The organism is Chryseobacterium sp. GTID13, from assembly GCF_056172655.1.
Genome location: NZ_JAOCMB010000005.1, coordinates 1,042,112 through 1,056,968, shown reverse-complemented (window position 1 = coordinate 1,056,968; position 14,857 = coordinate 1,042,112). Strand labels below are relative to the sequence as shown.

At 38.2% G+C, this 14,857-nt stretch carries 12 protein-coding genes and 1 pseudogene; 9 read left to right on the top strand and 4 right to left on the bottom strand.

Annotation, left to right across the window (positions count from 1 at the left end; genetic code table 11):
* The first annotated feature begins 72 nt into the window (after positions 1 to 72).
* The 4 genes from N4G44_RS11215 to N4G44_RS11200 all read left to right on the top strand — a co-directional run bounded on the left by N4G44_RS11215 (position 73) and on the right by N4G44_RS11200 (position 3,984).
* The gene (locus N4G44_RS11215) at positions 73 to 438 is read left to right on the top strand and encodes a BlaI/MecI/CopY family transcriptional regulator (RefSeq protein ID WP_040994660.1); all 366 of its coding nucleotides are present in this window, start codon (positions 73 to 75) and stop codon (positions 436 to 438) included.
* A 6-nt stretch (positions 439 to 444) separates the two neighbouring features.
* Positions 445 to 2,361: a M56 family metallopeptidase gene (locus N4G44_RS11210; RefSeq protein ID WP_474926829.1), complete on the top strand. Its 1,917-nt coding sequence runs from the start codon at positions 445 to 447 to the stop codon at positions 2,359 to 2,361.
* A 20-nt stretch (positions 2,362 to 2,381) separates the two neighbouring features.
* Positions 2,382 to 3,326, top strand: a complete 945-nt coding sequence (locus N4G44_RS11205; protein WP_474926827.1) for a GLPGLI family protein — start codon at positions 2,382 to 2,384, stop codon at positions 3,324 to 3,326.
* A 94-nt stretch (positions 3,327 to 3,420) separates the two neighbouring features.
* A complete protein-coding gene (locus tag N4G44_RS11200) occupies positions 3,421 to 3,984 on the top strand; it encodes a sugar O-acetyltransferase (RefSeq protein ID WP_474926826.1) in 564 nt (187 codons plus the stop codon).
* A gap of 77 nt (positions 3,985 to 4,061) precedes the next feature.
* Here the strand turns inward: N4G44_RS11200 and fsa are convergent, their stop codons facing one another.
* Positions 4,062 to 4,715: a fructose-6-phosphate aldolase gene (gene fsa / locus N4G44_RS11195; RefSeq protein ID WP_040994666.1), complete on the bottom strand. Its 654-nt coding sequence runs from the start codon at positions 4,713 to 4,715 to the stop codon at positions 4,062 to 4,064.
* Between the two features lie 238 nt (positions 4,716 to 4,953).
* On the opposite strand from fsa, the gene N4G44_RS11190 reads away from it, so the two are divergent.
* Positions 4,954 to 5,442, top strand: coding sequence for a YdeI/OmpD-associated family protein (locus N4G44_RS11190; RefSeq protein ID WP_474926822.1), 489 nt, complete (start codon positions 4,954 to 4,956; stop codon positions 5,440 to 5,442).
* Positions 5,443 to 5,800: 358 nt separating this feature from the next.
* On the opposite strand, the gene N4G44_RS11185 is transcribed toward N4G44_RS11190, so the two are convergent.
* Positions 5,801 to 6,202 (bottom strand): hypothetical protein, encoded by a 402-nt coding sequence (locus tag N4G44_RS11185; RefSeq protein ID WP_474926821.1) that lies wholly within the window; start codon positions 6,200 to 6,202, stop codon positions 5,801 to 5,803.
* Between the two features lie 190 nt (positions 6,203 to 6,392).
* On the opposite strand from N4G44_RS11185, the gene pepE reads away from it, so the two are divergent.
* From pepE to blaIND, 4 genes and pseudogenes are all read left to right on the top strand, one after another.
* Positions 6,393 to 7,085, top strand: a complete 693-nt coding sequence (gene pepE, locus N4G44_RS11180) for a dipeptidase PepE (protein ID WP_474926819.1) — start codon at positions 6,393 to 6,395, stop codon at positions 7,083 to 7,085.
* A 184-nt stretch (positions 7,086 to 7,269) separates the two neighbouring features.
* A pseudogene (gene dacB, locus N4G44_RS11175) lies at positions 7,270 to 8,638 on the top strand (D-alanyl-D-alanine carboxypeptidase/D-alanyl-D-alanine endopeptidase).
* Positions 8,639 to 8,645: 7 nt separating this feature from the next.
* Positions 8,646 to 9,797 carry a sensor histidine kinase gene (locus N4G44_RS11170; RefSeq protein WP_474926817.1) on the top strand — a complete coding sequence of 384 codons (1,152 nt, stop codon included), beginning with the start codon at positions 8,646 to 8,648 and terminating at the stop codon, positions 9,795 to 9,797.
* A 407-nt stretch (positions 9,798 to 10,204) separates the two neighbouring features.
* On the top strand, positions 10,205 to 10,936 hold the full coding sequence (gene blaIND, locus N4G44_RS11165) for an IND family subclass B1 metallo-beta-lactamase (RefSeq protein ID WP_474926814.1): 732 nt from the start codon (positions 10,205 to 10,207) through the stop codon (positions 10,934 to 10,936).
* A gap of 69 nt (positions 10,937 to 11,005) precedes the next feature.
* Here blaIND and N4G44_RS11160 read toward each other — a convergent pair whose 3' ends face one another.
* Together N4G44_RS11160 and N4G44_RS11155 are read right to left on the bottom strand one after the other, a co-directional pair.
* Positions 11,006 to 12,862 (bottom strand): M61 family metallopeptidase, encoded by a 1,857-nt coding sequence (locus N4G44_RS11160; RefSeq protein WP_474926811.1) that lies wholly within the window; start codon positions 12,860 to 12,862, stop codon positions 11,006 to 11,008.
* Positions 12,863 to 13,136: 274 nt separating this feature from the next.
* Positions 13,137 to 14,768: a M1 family metallopeptidase gene (locus N4G44_RS11155; protein WP_474926809.1), complete on the bottom strand. Its 1,632-nt coding sequence runs from the start codon at positions 14,766 to 14,768 to the stop codon at positions 13,137 to 13,139.
* Positions 14,769 to 14,857 lie beyond the last annotated feature (89 nt).

Genomic DNA, 14,857 nt, shown 5'->3' with positions numbered 1-14,857 from the left:
ATTTCTACATTTGTATAACTAATTTATTAGTGATATCAATTATATCACATTCATGATAAAAATAAATAGGATATGAAAATTCAGAATTTGACAAAAGCAGAAGAACAGGTGATGCAGTATTTATGGAAACTCGAAAAAGGTTTCCTCAAAGATATTCTGGACCTTTTTCCGGAACCGAAGCCCCATACCAATACCGTTTCTACAATTTTAAAAGTATTGAAAGACAAAGAATTTGTAGATTATCATGTATATGGCAGGCAGCATGAGTATTTCCCGTTGGTTACCAAAGAGCAGTATTCCGGGAAAACCATGAAAAGCCTTGTGAAAAATTATTTTAAAGGTTCTTACAAAAGTGCCGTTTCTTTCCTTGTGGAAAAAAATGAGATGACCGTAGAAGACCTGGAAATGCTCCTGAACGAACTCAAAAAGAAAAACTAACTGACCATGGAAACTGTATTTTTATACTTGGGAAAAGTAATTGTGTGCTCCGGTGTAATGTTCTTATACTATCAGTTGTCTTTAAAAGACAAGACATTCCACCATTACAACAGATTTTACCTTCTGTTTGCCATGGTAGTATCATTGCTGCTGCCCCTGATCAGGGTAGACGATTTTACAATAGAAGTGAACAGTGATGTGTATATGCTTCTTGACAAGATACAGAATTTTAACACAGAAAAAAACCTAGACAATGGCCACATTTATTTTAGAATTATTTTTTCAGCTCTGGGACTGGTTTCTCTCTATTTTTTAGGGAAGTTGATTTTCGGGATCCTTAAGATCCGGAAACTTAAAAAACAGTTTCAGAAAGAAAGTTTTGACGGGATTAATTTTTACCGTACAGACCTGACCGAAGCCCCGTTTTCATACTTTAAAAACCTCTTCTGGAAAAACACCATTATGCTGAATTCCGAAGTAGGAGAGCAGATTTTAAAACATGAAATGGTTCATATTGAGCAGAAACACTCTTTTGATAAGATTTTTATTGAAATTATCACCTCTGTTTTCTGGTTCAACCCGTTTTTTCATATCATAAAGAAAGAGATCAGTCTGATCCACGAATACCTGGCTGATAAAAAGGCCGTAAAACAATCGGATACCAAAGCATTTGCGCAGATGCTTTTAGCAAGCCACTTTTCCGGAACACAGTTGCCTGCTGCCAGTCCGTTTCTAAATTCAAATCTAAAAAAACGACTTAAAATGTTACAAAAACCAAAAACTAAATTCGGATATGCGCGGAGAATTTTTGCCTTACCGGTTTTATTTTCAGTAGCTTTTGCCTATATGGTAAATGCCAAGAACAAAGAAATTAAAGAAACCAACTTTTCTATAAAAAATGTAGTTTCAGAAATCAAAAAAGATACGATAAGACCTGAAAAATCTGAGCAGGAAAAAATTTCAGGATTAAAAGCCGTACCTCCTGCTGACCATACAAAACTGGCCGAGATTGAAAAAAAGTTAAAAGAAAAGGAGAAGGAACTGGAAGGTTTGGAACCTGAAAGCGATGCCTTCGATAAGAAAATTGAAGAAATAAGCAACCTGGCCTCAGAAATAGGAGAGATGTCTGCCAATATGGAAGTGAATGAATATTTCAATTCTGCTGAATGGAAGAACCAGATGAAGGAGCTCGAAAATATGGAGCCTCTTGATAAAAAAGAGCTTCGTAAAATAGAAAAAGAAGCAAAAAGAGCAGCAAGAAAGGCAGCAAAAATAAGCAAACTGCCTCTTCCTCCTACACCGCCAAAACAACCGAAAGTAGTTTATTTTAAAAATAATAATGCGGTCTCTTATAAAGATCTGAGCGCTAAAGAGAAAGAAGAAGTACGTAAAGCGATGGCAGAAGCCAGCAAAGCTATGAAAGTAGCAGTAAAAGCCAGAGTGGAAGGAGAAAAAGCCCGTATTGAAGGAATGAAAGCCGGGGAGATAGGAAGAATAGCCGGAGAAAAAGCAAGGATAGCTGGGGAAAAAGCAAGAATTGTGGGAGAAAAGGCAAGAATTGATGGAGAAAAAGCCAGGAAAATAGGTGAAGAAGCACGGCAGGAAGCATTAAAAAGAATTTCGGAAGGCGCTAAGGGAAATGTATACTTCTTTAAAAGTTCAGATTCTGATAAGCCAAACAGAATTATTAAGCTTCAGACAGATTATATGAAGAAGGATGCCGAAGGAAATATCGCCATGAACGGAATGAAATCATTTACGGCAAATGGTTGGGATGACATCAAAGTTTTTGTTGATGGAAAACAAGTCAGTAAAACTGAATTTGAAGAAATAAAACCTGATAGAATTGCCAGTATCACAGTTAATAAAGAAAATACGGACGGTGTTAGAAAAGGAGAAATAAGAGTTCAGACAAAGAAATAAGTGCCACAAAGCTTTGTTAATTGTATATTAGCAAAGCTTTTTTATTAACAAATTCAAATTATGAAAACAAAAATTTTATTTTTTTACTTCTGGGCATTTTCGCCGGAGCCCAGACCAACCGATTCTTTTATGAATATAAGTTCATTCCCGATTCCAATAATAAGGAAGATGTGAAAAAGGAAATGATGCTTCTGGACATCAATAAATCCGGATCTGCCTATTACAGCCATGACAAATTTGTTGCAGATTCCACTTCAACGGCAGATTTGCAGAAGCAAATAAATTCAGGAAGCGGAAACATCAGCATCAATAGAAGAGAAAGGCCGGGACAGGTTTCGTACAAAGTGACCAAAAGCTATCCTGAATTCAAAACTTATCTTTTTACCAATATCAGTACAGATAAATACAAAATCGCGGAAGATAAAAAACCGGAGTGGAAAATCCTTCCGGATAAACAAAAAATAGGCGAGTACAATACTCAGAAAGCCGTGACGAGCTATGGCGGAAGAGAATGGACTGCGTGGTTCTCGTCAGATATCCCTTTTCAGGACGGACCTTATAAATTTTATGGACTTCCGGGACTGATCGTAAAATTAGAAGATTCTACAGGTTCGCACATTATGACTTTGGTAGGAAATAAGACGATACCAACTCCTGCAGAAGAAAAAGATGCCCAGCTTCCGGATAATGTAAGAATCCTGGGAATGGGAAGCAAAGAACTGGAAATTACCAAAGACCAGTATAAAAAAGTCTGGAAAGCTTATGTAAATGATCCCACCAAAAATATGAGGGAAATGATGATGAAAAGCAGTGGCGATTCCAATACAAAAATGGTTTTTAAGATGAAAACTCAGGATGGGAAAGAACTTTCAGATCCCAATCAGGTATTCAAAGAAATGGAAAAAAGAACCAAAGAATCACTTCAAAAGAATAATAACCCGATCGAACCGGATTTGACGAAGTAAATTCTATGATTTTTAAGATACAGCAGGATGGTTATTAATGACCATCCTTTCTTTTGCCGATTATCGTAATTTTAAACCCTAAACCCAGAAGCCCATGACAGAAAAGGAAAAATGCGAAGCCGGACTTTTATACAATGCAAATTATGACCAGCAGCTGATCAGCGAACGGATCGCATGTAAAGATCTGTGTCTTGAATATAATGCCCTGAAAAATTCTGATACCCAAAACAGAACCCGATTGATCAAAAGAATTCTTGGAAGCACAAAAGAAAATATTTACATAGAACCTTCTTTCTGGTGCGATTACGGATATAATATTGAAACCGGTGAGAATTTCTATGCCAATCATAACCTGACTATTTTAGATTGTGCAAAAGTAAAGTTCGGGGACAATGTTTTTATTGGTCCCAACTGTAGTTTTTATACCGCAGGACATCCGTTGGATGCTCGACAAAGAAACGAAGGCCTTGAATATGCCCATCCGATCACCGTTGGGGATAACGTATGGCTGGGAGGGAATGTAGTGGTTCTGCCCGGTGTCACCATTGGAAATAATACAGTAATTGGAGCAGGAAGTGTGGTCACCAAAAATATTCCCGACAACGTTGTTGCCGTTGGGAATCCGTGCAGGGTGATTAAAAATATAGAGGAAAAATAATTCAGACCAGATTTTTAATAAAGAAAAATCCCGGAACAGAAGTTCTGGGATTTTATATGTTCAATGGTAGCAAGTTATTAAGCTAATTTCTGAGAATCTGCAACAAACTGAGCCAATCCGCTATCTGTTAGAGGGTGCTTCAGTAAGCTCAGGATCGGAGGAAGTGGAGAGGTAATGACATCTGCCCCAATCTTGGCACAGTCGATGATGTGCATAGAATGACGGATAGATGCCGCTAAGATCTCAGTCTCATACATATAGTTATCAAAAATTAATCTGATCTCCTGGATAAGACCTAATCCGTCTGTAGAAATATCATCCAGTCTTCCAAGGAAAGGAGAAACATAAGTAGCACCTGCTTTAGCTGCTAAAAGCGCCTGTCCCGGAGAGAAAATAAGGGTACAGTTCGTTTTGATCCCCTTATCGGAAAAATATTTTAATGCTTTGATACCGTCTTTGATCATTGGGATCTTTACCACGATATTCGGGTGGATTGCTGCCAGTTCATCCCCTTCTTTGATCATTTCCTCATAAGTGGTGGAAAGTACTTCAGCGGAAATATCTCCGTCTACAAGCTCACAGATCGTTTTATAATGATTTTTGATCGCCTCGTTTCCCTGGATTCCTTCTTTTGCCATTAAGGAAGGGTTGGTGGTTACTCCATCCAGAATTCCAAGGTCTCTTGCTTCTTTGATTTGCTCTAAATTGGCTGTGTCAATAAAAAATTTCATTTCGTTCGATAGATTTATTCCTGCAAAGATAATGATTCCCTTTGTGAGTGGAAAATTTTAATTTTGTTAGAAGTTAGAAGTTAGAAGTTAGAAGTTAGAAGATGGAGGATAGGAGGAAAAATTCTGAAGAATAGTTTATAGCTCATAATTTATTAGTATTCTGTCTCAAACTCTCAGACTCTAATACACTCAAACACTCAAACCCAATATTTCCCATAAAACCCTACATTTGTTAAACATGAAAAACAATAGTTTTACAGCCACACTTGAAATTATCGGGATCAATCCTTTTGTTTTCGTTCCTGAAGATATCTTAACTGAGATTTTCAGGGCAGCGGGAAAGGACAAAAGCCCTATTCCTGTAAAAGGAACCGTCAACGGAAAAGAATTTAAGCAGAACCTGATGAAATATTTGGGCGAATGGAGACTCTATGTTAATCTTTTAATGTTGAAAAATTCCCCTAAACGAATTGGAGAAACTCTGGAAATTTCAATAAAATATGATGATTCGGACAGAAGTATTTCCATCCATCCAAAGCTGGATGCCGCTATTAAAGAAAGTCCCGTTGCGGTCCGGAATTTTGAAAACCTGACAACATCCAGAAGACATGAGCTGATCCGGTATATCAACAATCTGAAAACGGATGCCAGCATCGAAAGGAATATCGAAAAGATCATCCGGCATCTGCATGGTGAAACCGATTTTTTCGGAAAAAGAATTGATTAGAACTCTTCAAAAAAATTCTTTTGTTTTTAAACCATTAAGGGAAATTAAAAAATTAAGAATAATTAAGTCGTAAGATGGTTGAGGACTTTCTTAATAATCTTACTACATCTTAATGGTTCAAAAACAGTATTAAAAATATTAAGCACATAAAAAAATCCGGAATTTTTTCCGGATTTTGTTTTTAACTATGAATTTAAAGTTTTGCTAAGCTTTAAAGCATCCTGATTCGTAGGATCGTATTCTAAAGATTTAGCAATATGTGTTTTTGCTTTAGCAGGGTCACTTTTTTGTTCTGTAAAGGCAAGATAAAAATAGGCGTATGCCAGATTTTTCTTATTTTGTTCTACTTCTTCAGGCTTTACAGTCGCAATATACTTCTCATAGGCAAGTTTTGCATTGGCATCGTCTTTAGCTGACTGATAAGCATAAGCCTGGCTGTAATAAGACGGAGCCCAGTCCGGTAATAAAGCAGATATTTTTTCCACGTGTCAACTGCATTGGTCCAGTCTGATGCGTCCTGATAAGCTGTAGCCAGTTTTGCCAGCGCATCTGTATCTTTTGGATTGGCTTCGATCTGTTTTTTAAGACCTTCAATGGTTGAATTGCTTCCTGCCTGAGCAGTAGCGGTTGTAGTAGTATTGGTTGTAGTAGTGTTGGTAGCTGTATCAACTTTGGTCGTTTGCGCATTCACCAAACTTGCTGTTCCTGCAAATAGTAACCCTAAGAATAAATTTTTGATGTTAATTTTAGTCATTTTCATAATCTTACATTTTAAAATTCTATATTTTGAAATTCAATAATAATTCCAGAAAAACTTAAATTTTAGAAGCTTTAAGTTTTTTTAGAAGATATTAACGGCTACACTATTTTTTTTAGCTTAATTTTTGATTCGTTAGCGATTGACTTATCTTTGTCATTCAACTTTTTTAATAATCAACATAATTTACGGTATGAATATCATATTAGCGTCAACTTCTACTATTTTCGGTGGGGAATATCTGGAATACTTAAGAGAAGAAATAATACAGCTGTATCAGGGAATTGACGAAATTATTTTCGTTCCTTTTGCCAGACCGGGCGGAATGTCCCATGATGATTACACGGCGAAAGCACACTCTTTCTTTGAAACCATTCATATTAAAGTAAAAGGTCTCCATGAATTTGACAATAAGGCGGAAGCTCTGAATAACGCTCAGGGATATTTTACAGGAGGAGGAAACACATTCTTACTGGTAAAAACATTGCATGAAGAAGGGCTGATGGCTGCTCTGAAGGAAAACGTCGAGTCCGGGAAAGCCTATCTCGGCTGCAGTGCAGGAAGTAATATCGGAGGACAGAATATGAAGACCACGAACGATATGCCTATTGTTTATCCGCCAAGTTTTGACTGTATGGGGCTTGTTCCTTTCAACCTTAATCCGCATTACCTTGATCCGAATCCCGAACTGAAACACAACGGGGAAACCAGGGAAACGAGAATCAAAGAATTTCTGACCCAAAATGATCTGAAAGTAATTGGTCTCCGTGAAGGAAACTGGATCAGAAGAACAGGGGACAGGATCACGGTAGAAGGAACTGAACTCACAAGAATCTTCGAGAAAGGTAAAGAGCCTTACGAAATAGAAGCGGGAACCCTCCTTTAAACTCCAAAAAACAAGCTCTTATTTTTATTATATTTGATCAGGAATCGATATCATTTTTTGTAAACCATTCAAAAGCTTTCACCTAATGTGATATGACAGCTGATTAAAATAAAGAGCATCAGAAATGTCATGCTGATCGTAGTTGAAGCATTAGAATTGAAATTTAGATTATAACAACCTTGTCATGAAAAAAACGCTTACAGCTCTCATACTGTCGGTTCAGGTAATATCTGCCCAGAATATCGCCCAGAAGCTGGATAAAGCGACTAAAGATCTTATGGATTCTTCAGGAGCCGTTTCATCCGCTTTATCATTTTACGTTACCGATGATAACGGAACGTTTATATACGAATATGATGGTAATAAAGGGCTGTCAACAGCTTCCACACAGAAAATTTTCACTGCCGGTGCAGCTCTTGAAACTTTAGGTAAAAACTATACGTATAAAACAACGGCAGGATATTCAGGGACATTATCTGCAGGAGTTCTGAACGGGGATTTCGTCATCAGTTCAAACGGTGACCCGACATTGGGAAGCTGGCGGTATGATGCCTATAAGCCTGAAAATTTTAAAAATAAACTGATTGAAGCTCTTAAAAAAGCAGGAATCGCAAAAATTTCCGGCAATCTGGTTATTGATGATTCTTATTTTGACCATCAGACCATTCCGGGCGGATGGCCCTGGGATGACTTGGGGAATTACTATGGTGCAGGTGTCTGGGGAATCAACTGGAGGGAAAACCAGTTTGATATCAACATTAACGGCACAGAGTTTAAAGGATTTTCATACCCTCTCGAAAATGTGAAATGGCTGAACGACCTGAAAGCAGGAGGAAGTTCGGATCAGAGCCTTATTTTTACCGCACCGCATTCCGACGTAGCATTAATCAACGGGACATTGCCGGCAGGAAAAACAGTTACCGTTTCCGGGGCGGTTCCTGATCCGCCATTGCAGCTGGGCACGGAGGTAAAACAATGGCTTAAAGAATCAGGCATTGAAATTTCCGGAAATGTAATGACTGCATCACAGCTTGAAATGGACGGAAAGCAGGCTCCCGAAACTGCAAAAAATATTATTCTCACATACCAGTCCCCAACTTTGGATAAAATTGTATACTGGTTTTTACGGAAAAGTGTCAACATGTATGGGGAGACTTTAATTAAAACTCTGGGAAAAGAAAAAAGGGAATTCCAGCTTTAAAAGCGGGGTTGCTTATTTGAAAGAATTCTGGAAATCCAAAGGAATCAACCCGAATATGATCAATTTTGCTGATGGAAGCGGTCTTTCGCCACAGAATTATGTAGCCGCCAAAGCTGAAGTTCAGGCTTTGCTGTATGCCAGAAAACAGCCTTGGTTTGATGCCTATTACGATGGTTTTCCGACTCAGGATAACGGAATGAAGATGAAAAGCGGGACCATGAGAGATACCAAGTCCTTTGCAGGATATCATACCGCGAAAGACGGCAAAAAATATGTATTTTCAATCATTATTAATAATTATCAGGGTAGCGGAGGAGCTGAGCTGCAGAAAATTCTGAATGTTTTAAAATAAAAGAACTTTGAGGAAATCCATACTTACCAGGCTGAATAACTGGATCATATTTTTACTGATGACTGTGGTGGTTGTCACTATTGTGGTTGCTTCAACGATTCTTATCAATTTTCTCAGAAAAGAGGAAATCAAACGGGTAGATATCCTGGTAAGTGCCCTGAAATTTCAGCAGGAAGTGACCCCAAGTCTGGAAGTTCAGGAACTGATCCTTAAAATATACAGTTCCAACAATACGATTCCAATGATTGTGCTGGATAAGGATGATAAACCTATGGTTCATAAGAACATTCCTCAGGAAATAGAAAATGATCCTGTGCAGATCACCCTTCTGGCCAAAAAAATGGCAAAAAGCTATCCTCCCATTGAAATTAAAATTCCGGAGGGAAATAACCAGTTTGTTTATTACGACAACTCACGGTTGCTGAACGATTTGAGGTATTCCCCTTTTATACTCGGCTTTTTTATTCTTTGCTATTTCCTGTTTTCATTCTGGTTTTTAAGGACCATCAAAAAAACGGATGAAGGTTATCTCTGGGCAGGACTTGCTAAGGAAACGGCTCACCAGATCGGAACTCCTTTATCCTCGATGATAGGCTGGATGGAGATCATGAAGCTGGATAATCCTGAATCCGAAGGGGTACACGAAATAGAAAAAGATATTGAAAGACTGAGGACCATCTCCGAACGTTTTTCTAAAATCGGGTCCGTTCCTGAGCTGAATGACATGAATTTCAATGAAACGATTGTAGAGAATTATAATTACCTCAAAACAAGGATTTCAAAAAAGATCAATTTCAGTCTGCACCTTCCGACCTATACGATTCTGGTTCCTCACAATAAGATCCTCATGAGCTGGGTTATTGAAAATCTTGTGAAAAATGCCGTAGATGCCATGAAAGGGGAAGGAACTTTGGATATGTATGTTTTTGAAAGGAATAAAAATATCCTCATCGAAGTAAAAGATTCCGGAAGCGGAATGACCAAGCAGCAGGCGAGAAATGCCTTTAAGCCAGGATATTCAACCAAGAAAAGAGGCTGGGGGCTAGGACTTTCACTGGCGAGAAGGGTTATTCATGAATACCATAACGGGGACATTAAAATTTCCCAGACTGAAGTAGGAAAGGGAAGCACCTTCAGAATCACCATTAAAAAAGCCTAAACATAATTCTAATTGGCGATTTCTTCGTTACAAAGTTTCTCATACGATATAGGCAAAGCTATTTGATATAGTAAATCTGTTTAAATTTTATATTGATTATTTTTAACCACTTAAGTATTTTTAGTGTCAAGCTTTATGCATAATAAGTACACTTAAGTTTTGTGAAAATCCTTGATTTTCATCTTATGTGAATTCACTCAAGTGTTTTAAAATGAAAGCTTTTGTGACTTTTGTGGTTTTGTAAAGCTTAAACAACTTTAGTATTAAAATAAGTTAAATCCTTCTGATGTAAACCGGGCTAAACGAAATAATAAATAAATTTACACTTCTTTCGGGAACAATTCATATCAGTTGTTCCATTCCAGAATTTATATTTCGATTGATCAACTTAAATATTATAAAAAATTATGAGAAAAAATGTTAGGATTTTTACTGTGCTGTTTCTGTTCTTAATTAGTTTTTTTAATGCGCAGCAGGTCCGTGACTTTGAAATTGAGCAGCCTTTTGGTAAGCAGCTTTATCTGTATAAGTCTTTCGGAGTTTTTGAGGGCAAAGAATATTCAGCCAATGCGCTTTATCTGGTTACTAAAAAAGGGGTAGTCCTGTTTGATGTTCCATGGCAGAAAACCCAGTATCAAAGCCTTATGGATACCATAAAAAAACGTCATAATTTACCGGTTATCGCTGTATTTGCAACTCATTCACATGGTGACAGGGCCGGAGACCTGAGTTTTTACAATAAAAAAGGAATAGCCACCTATGCTACGGCCAAAACCAATGAACTGCTGAAGAAAGAAGGAAAAGCAACTTCCAGCAAATTAACGAAGGTGGGAAAGAAATATAAAATAGGCGGTGAAGAATTTGTCGTAGATTTTCTGGGTGAAGGCCACACAGCAGATAATGTGGTAGTTTGGTTTCCCAAATATAATGTTCTGGATGGCGGGTGCTTAGTGAAAAGCAGTACAGCAGTGGACCTCGGGTATACAGGAGAAGCCAATGTACAGCAATGGCCGGCTACTATGAAAAAACTGCAGACCAAATATCCTTCCACGGCAAAGGTAATTCCTGGACATGATGAATGGAAGGGCAATGATCATGTGAAACATACCCTGGAGCTTTTAGACCAACAAAAACAGTAGTAAAATAGGAATACAAAAAAGCGGGAAATTTATTCCCCGCTTTTCTATTAACTGTTTATTTTTAAATCATTACTTTTTTCCGGTTAGCCACTGATCTTGCAGCTTCTGTTCTGCCGGAGTCGGATTGGCCTTGTAATTTAAGGTTTCTACCGTCATTTTATCCAGAATAGCTTTTCCTTTAAGGTTGATTTTGTCCATTTTATCCCCGTTTTTTCTAAGGATCGTCACGGTAACATTCTGACCTTCCTTGATCGATTTTGCATAGCCGATGAAATCCTGCACATGCTGAATGTCAACCGTTTTGCCATCCAGAGCGAGAATTTCGTCAGTGATTTTAAATCCTACACTTTTCGCAAAAGGAGATAACGCGGAGCTTTCATCAAATACAAATGTTTTATTCTTTTCATTATAACCTGTCTGATTCGGATCTTTGATGAACCAGAAAAGAGGAGGTGTATCCTGCTTTTTTGCTTCTACGCCTACCATATTCAGGTATTGAATGTAAGGAGTCGGCTGGTTTCCTGCAATATATTTGTTATAGAAATCCTTTACCTGCGGGTAGCCGGTTACCGTTACCAGTTCATCAATCAGCTTATCATCCTTGAAAGGTTTGTTCTCACCAAATCTTTGGGACAGCTTTCTGATCATGTCGCGGTATCCCATTTCCCCGTTAGACAGTTTTCTCAGTTCAATATCCAGGCACATCGCCAGCAATGCTCCTTTTTCATATACGTTTCTGTACTGATCTTTATATTCATCCTTCAATACATTTTTACTCATCACCGTGAACGGCATGGTATCATCATAATTCTTGGAATTGGTAATCTTTTCATTGATTCTGTGAAGGAACTCATTCTTATCGATCAGACCTTCCTGGATCTGGAAAAGATTGGCAAAATATTCTGTTCCGCCTTCGTACATCCACAAATGCTGGGACATTTTAGGATCTGCATAATCAAAATAATGGATCTCTTCGGAATGTGTTTTCAAAGGATTCACGGTATGGAAGAACTCGTGCGAAACCACATCTGTAATGGTTTTATCAATTGCATCCTTAGGCATCATTTCAGGAAGTACCACACTTGTAGATTCATGGTGCTCCAATGCTCCGAAACCTTTGATCTGCGGTCCGTCACCTCCTGAAAGGTACAGCATGATCGCGTATTTTTTATTGGTATTCATGTCGCCCAGGAATTTCTTCTGAGCCAGTACCATTTTTTCAAGATTATCTTTAAAGTCTGCTGCCTTGTATTTTCCGGTAGGGGAATAAACGCCCAGTACCAGATCCATGCCTCCTGCATTAAAGGTGATATAATCCGGTTTGGTGTACATCAGCGGAGAATCGGTTACTTTTGCATAATTGGCCAGTGTAAACGTATCGGTATCATCGGATTTATCCTGGTCTACCAGAGCCGTTGTTCCATAGAAGCCTGCCGGTTTCTGAATGATCAGCTGGTAAGGGACATCCTGCATATTGTCTATATACCCGATAAAGCCGTGAGTGTTGATCATGTAGATTTTTCCTTCCTCGATATCAGTCCCGGACGGGGAAAATACAGCTTTATGTTTTGAATTATCCATTTCATCATCAAAGCTGTCATTAACAAGGTAAGTTACTTTGCTTAATGCCTGGGCATTTTTTAGTGAATAAGTATTGTCATTAACTTTTGTGTAGGTTAATTCTCTTCCTTTGTTATCATAAAATTTGATCCCTTCCACAAATCGGCCGTAATCATCTACAGAATACGTACCCGGAACAGTTTTAGGAAAATGGAACTTGACATCTCCGGATTTCATTTTCGGAAATTCCATTGTAACGGCTACCTTGTCATCTTTTACATTCACAAGATCAATCGTAGTTTTTATAGATTGGGCATTGGCCAGAAAAGTGGCGAAAATACCCAGACTGACTGCTGTTTTTCTCATTAAGTTTAAATTTTTATAGTTAAATAGTAGTTTTTTTGACCATTTTGTTACGAAATATAGTATTAAACTTTTCTTAAAGTTTTTGAACCATTAAGAAGAATTAAGTTGTTAAGAAGATAAGAATCTTTCAATACTTCAATAAAGCAGGCGGGCGAGCCTTTAGCTATTCCTACTCCCTAATTCTTCTGATTTAGTTAAAAATAAAAAAGGCAAACCCGCATAACGATTTTGCCTTTCCGCGAATCTGCCCTTTTGCATTTTCGCCATTTCTACATTATTGCACCTGATTATAATTGATGTAATAGTTCTTGTTAAATTCTACCGGGGCATTCTTTTTAAGTTTTACGGTCTGCCAGTTTTCGGTAGGATTGATGGTCTGGTCTCCATTGATGATAAGAGGAAGTTTAAATCCTTTTACCACATCTGTATACCGGAACTTCAGAGAGTCTCCGTTTTGCGAATACTCCAGATTAGGAATTTTTACTGTTCTTAAATATTGGTTGAAGATGCTTGACAGATCAATTCCTGATTTCGAAGACATATAATCTTCAACCTGCTGAGTGGTTACGGTCTGATGGTAAAAGTCTTTGCCTAAGCCTCTCAGGATCTGCCTGAATTTTTCATCATTATTGATTACCTGACGTATCGTATGAAGCATATTGGCTCCTTTCGGATACATATCGCCGCTTCCTTCATTTCTTACCCCGTATTTTCCAATGATGGGAACATCATTATCAATCATTTTCCGTACCCCTATGGCATAGATATCTGCTGACTTTTTATCCATATATTTTTCAACAAAAAGAACCTCGGAATACATGGTAAAACTCTCGTGGATCCACATATCCGCCTGGTCTTTTGCAGTCACGTTATTGGCAAACCATTCGTGGCCGCTTTCGTGGATAATGATGTAGTCCCAGTTAAGGCCCACACCCGTACCGGAAAGATCTTTACCCAGATAACCGTTCTGGTAGTTATTTCCATAGGCTACATTGCTCTGGTGCTCCATTCCAAGGTAAGGAGTATCAACCAGCTTGTAAGAATCTTCATAAAAAGGATAGGGTCCGAACCAGTATTCAAAGGCGGAAAGCATAGGTTTTACCTGCTGGAACTGTTTTTTTGCTTTTTCCAGGTTGTAGTCCAGTACCCAGTAATCCAGATCCAGTTTTCCTTTCTCACCGGTAAATGTATCTTTAAAATTGACATATTTACCAATATTCGGGATGATGGAGTAAGCATTGATTGGGTTTTTCACTTCCCATGTATAAGCTGTTTTTCCACCTTCTGTTTTCTTGTCGATCAGTCTGCCGTTTCCTACTCCTACAAGATCATTTGGGGTAATGATTTTCATAATGATCCCGTTGTCCGGCTCATCGCTCCATATATCCTTGGTCGGAAGCCAGATGGATGCACCGATTCCTTCATCGGCCACACTCATCCACGGATTTCCTTTTTCGTCTTTGGCGAATACCCAGCCTCCGTCCCAGGGAGCTCTTTTGGCAATCAGGGGATTACCGGAATAGGTAACATTAATGGTGTATTTTTCTCCTTTTTTAAATTTCTTTTTTGCCGTCACGAAAATGAAATCGCCATCCTGCTTATAATTGGCAACCGGGAAATCAGCTTCCACTTTATCGGCCTTCATGGGTTTCTGCAAATCGATCTGGAACACAGGATCAGTTACATCTTTCGTGATCTCAAAGCTGATCTTATTATATCCTTTAATGCTTTTCTGTGCAAAGTCCGGCTCTACGGAAAGGTCATATTTTTTGACATCCCAGAAATTCCGGAATTGGGTATCAGAGCCTTTCAGTGTATCTTCTTTGGTGAAAACTTTATCTTTTTCAAAGAACTGCCCGAAAACAAGTCCCGAAGCAAATAAAAGTGTATAGGTCAGCTTTTTCATTTAAAACTAAATTAAATTCTATCAAAAATAGAAAATTAATGCCACAAACAGAGTACAATTGAAAAAATGTAGAAGGAAACATAAAAAAA

Excerpts from the sequence above, each read along its gene's own strand:
- N4G44_RS11160 (WP_474926811.1), bottom strand. The coding sequence starts at position 12,862 with ATGAGAAAAACAGCAGTCAGTCTGGGTATTTTCGCCACTTTTCTGGCC.
- pepE (WP_474926819.1), top strand. The coding sequence starts at position 6,393 with ATGAATATCATATTAGCGTCAACTTCTACTATTTTCGGTGGGGAATAT.
- fsa (WP_040994666.1), bottom strand. The coding sequence starts at position 4,715 with ATGAAATTTTTTATTGACACAGCCAATTTAGAGCAAATCAAAGAAGCA.
- N4G44_RS11155 (WP_474926809.1), bottom strand. The coding sequence starts at position 14,768 with ATGAAAAAGCTGACCTATACACTTTTATTTGCTTCGGGACTTGTTTTC.
- N4G44_RS11190 (WP_474926822.1), top strand. The coding sequence starts at position 4,954 with ATGAAAAACAATAGTTTTACAGCCACACTTGAAATTATCGGGATCAAT.
- N4G44_RS11210 (WP_474926829.1), top strand. The coding sequence starts at position 445 with ATGGAAACTGTATTTTTATACTTGGGAAAAGTAATTGTGTGCTCCGGT.
- blaIND (WP_474926814.1), top strand. The coding sequence starts at position 10,205 with ATGAGAAAAAATGTTAGGATTTTTACTGTGCTGTTTCTGTTCTTAATT.
- N4G44_RS11185 (WP_474926821.1), bottom strand. The coding sequence starts at position 6,202 with ATGAAAATGACTAAAATTAACATCAAAAATTTATTCTTAGGGTTACTA.
- N4G44_RS11215 (WP_040994660.1), top strand. The coding sequence starts at position 73 with ATGAAAATTCAGAATTTGACAAAAGCAGAAGAACAGGTGATGCAGTAT.
- N4G44_RS11200 (WP_474926826.1), top strand. The coding sequence starts at position 3,421 with ATGACAGAAAAGGAAAAATGCGAAGCCGGACTTTTATACAATGCAAAT.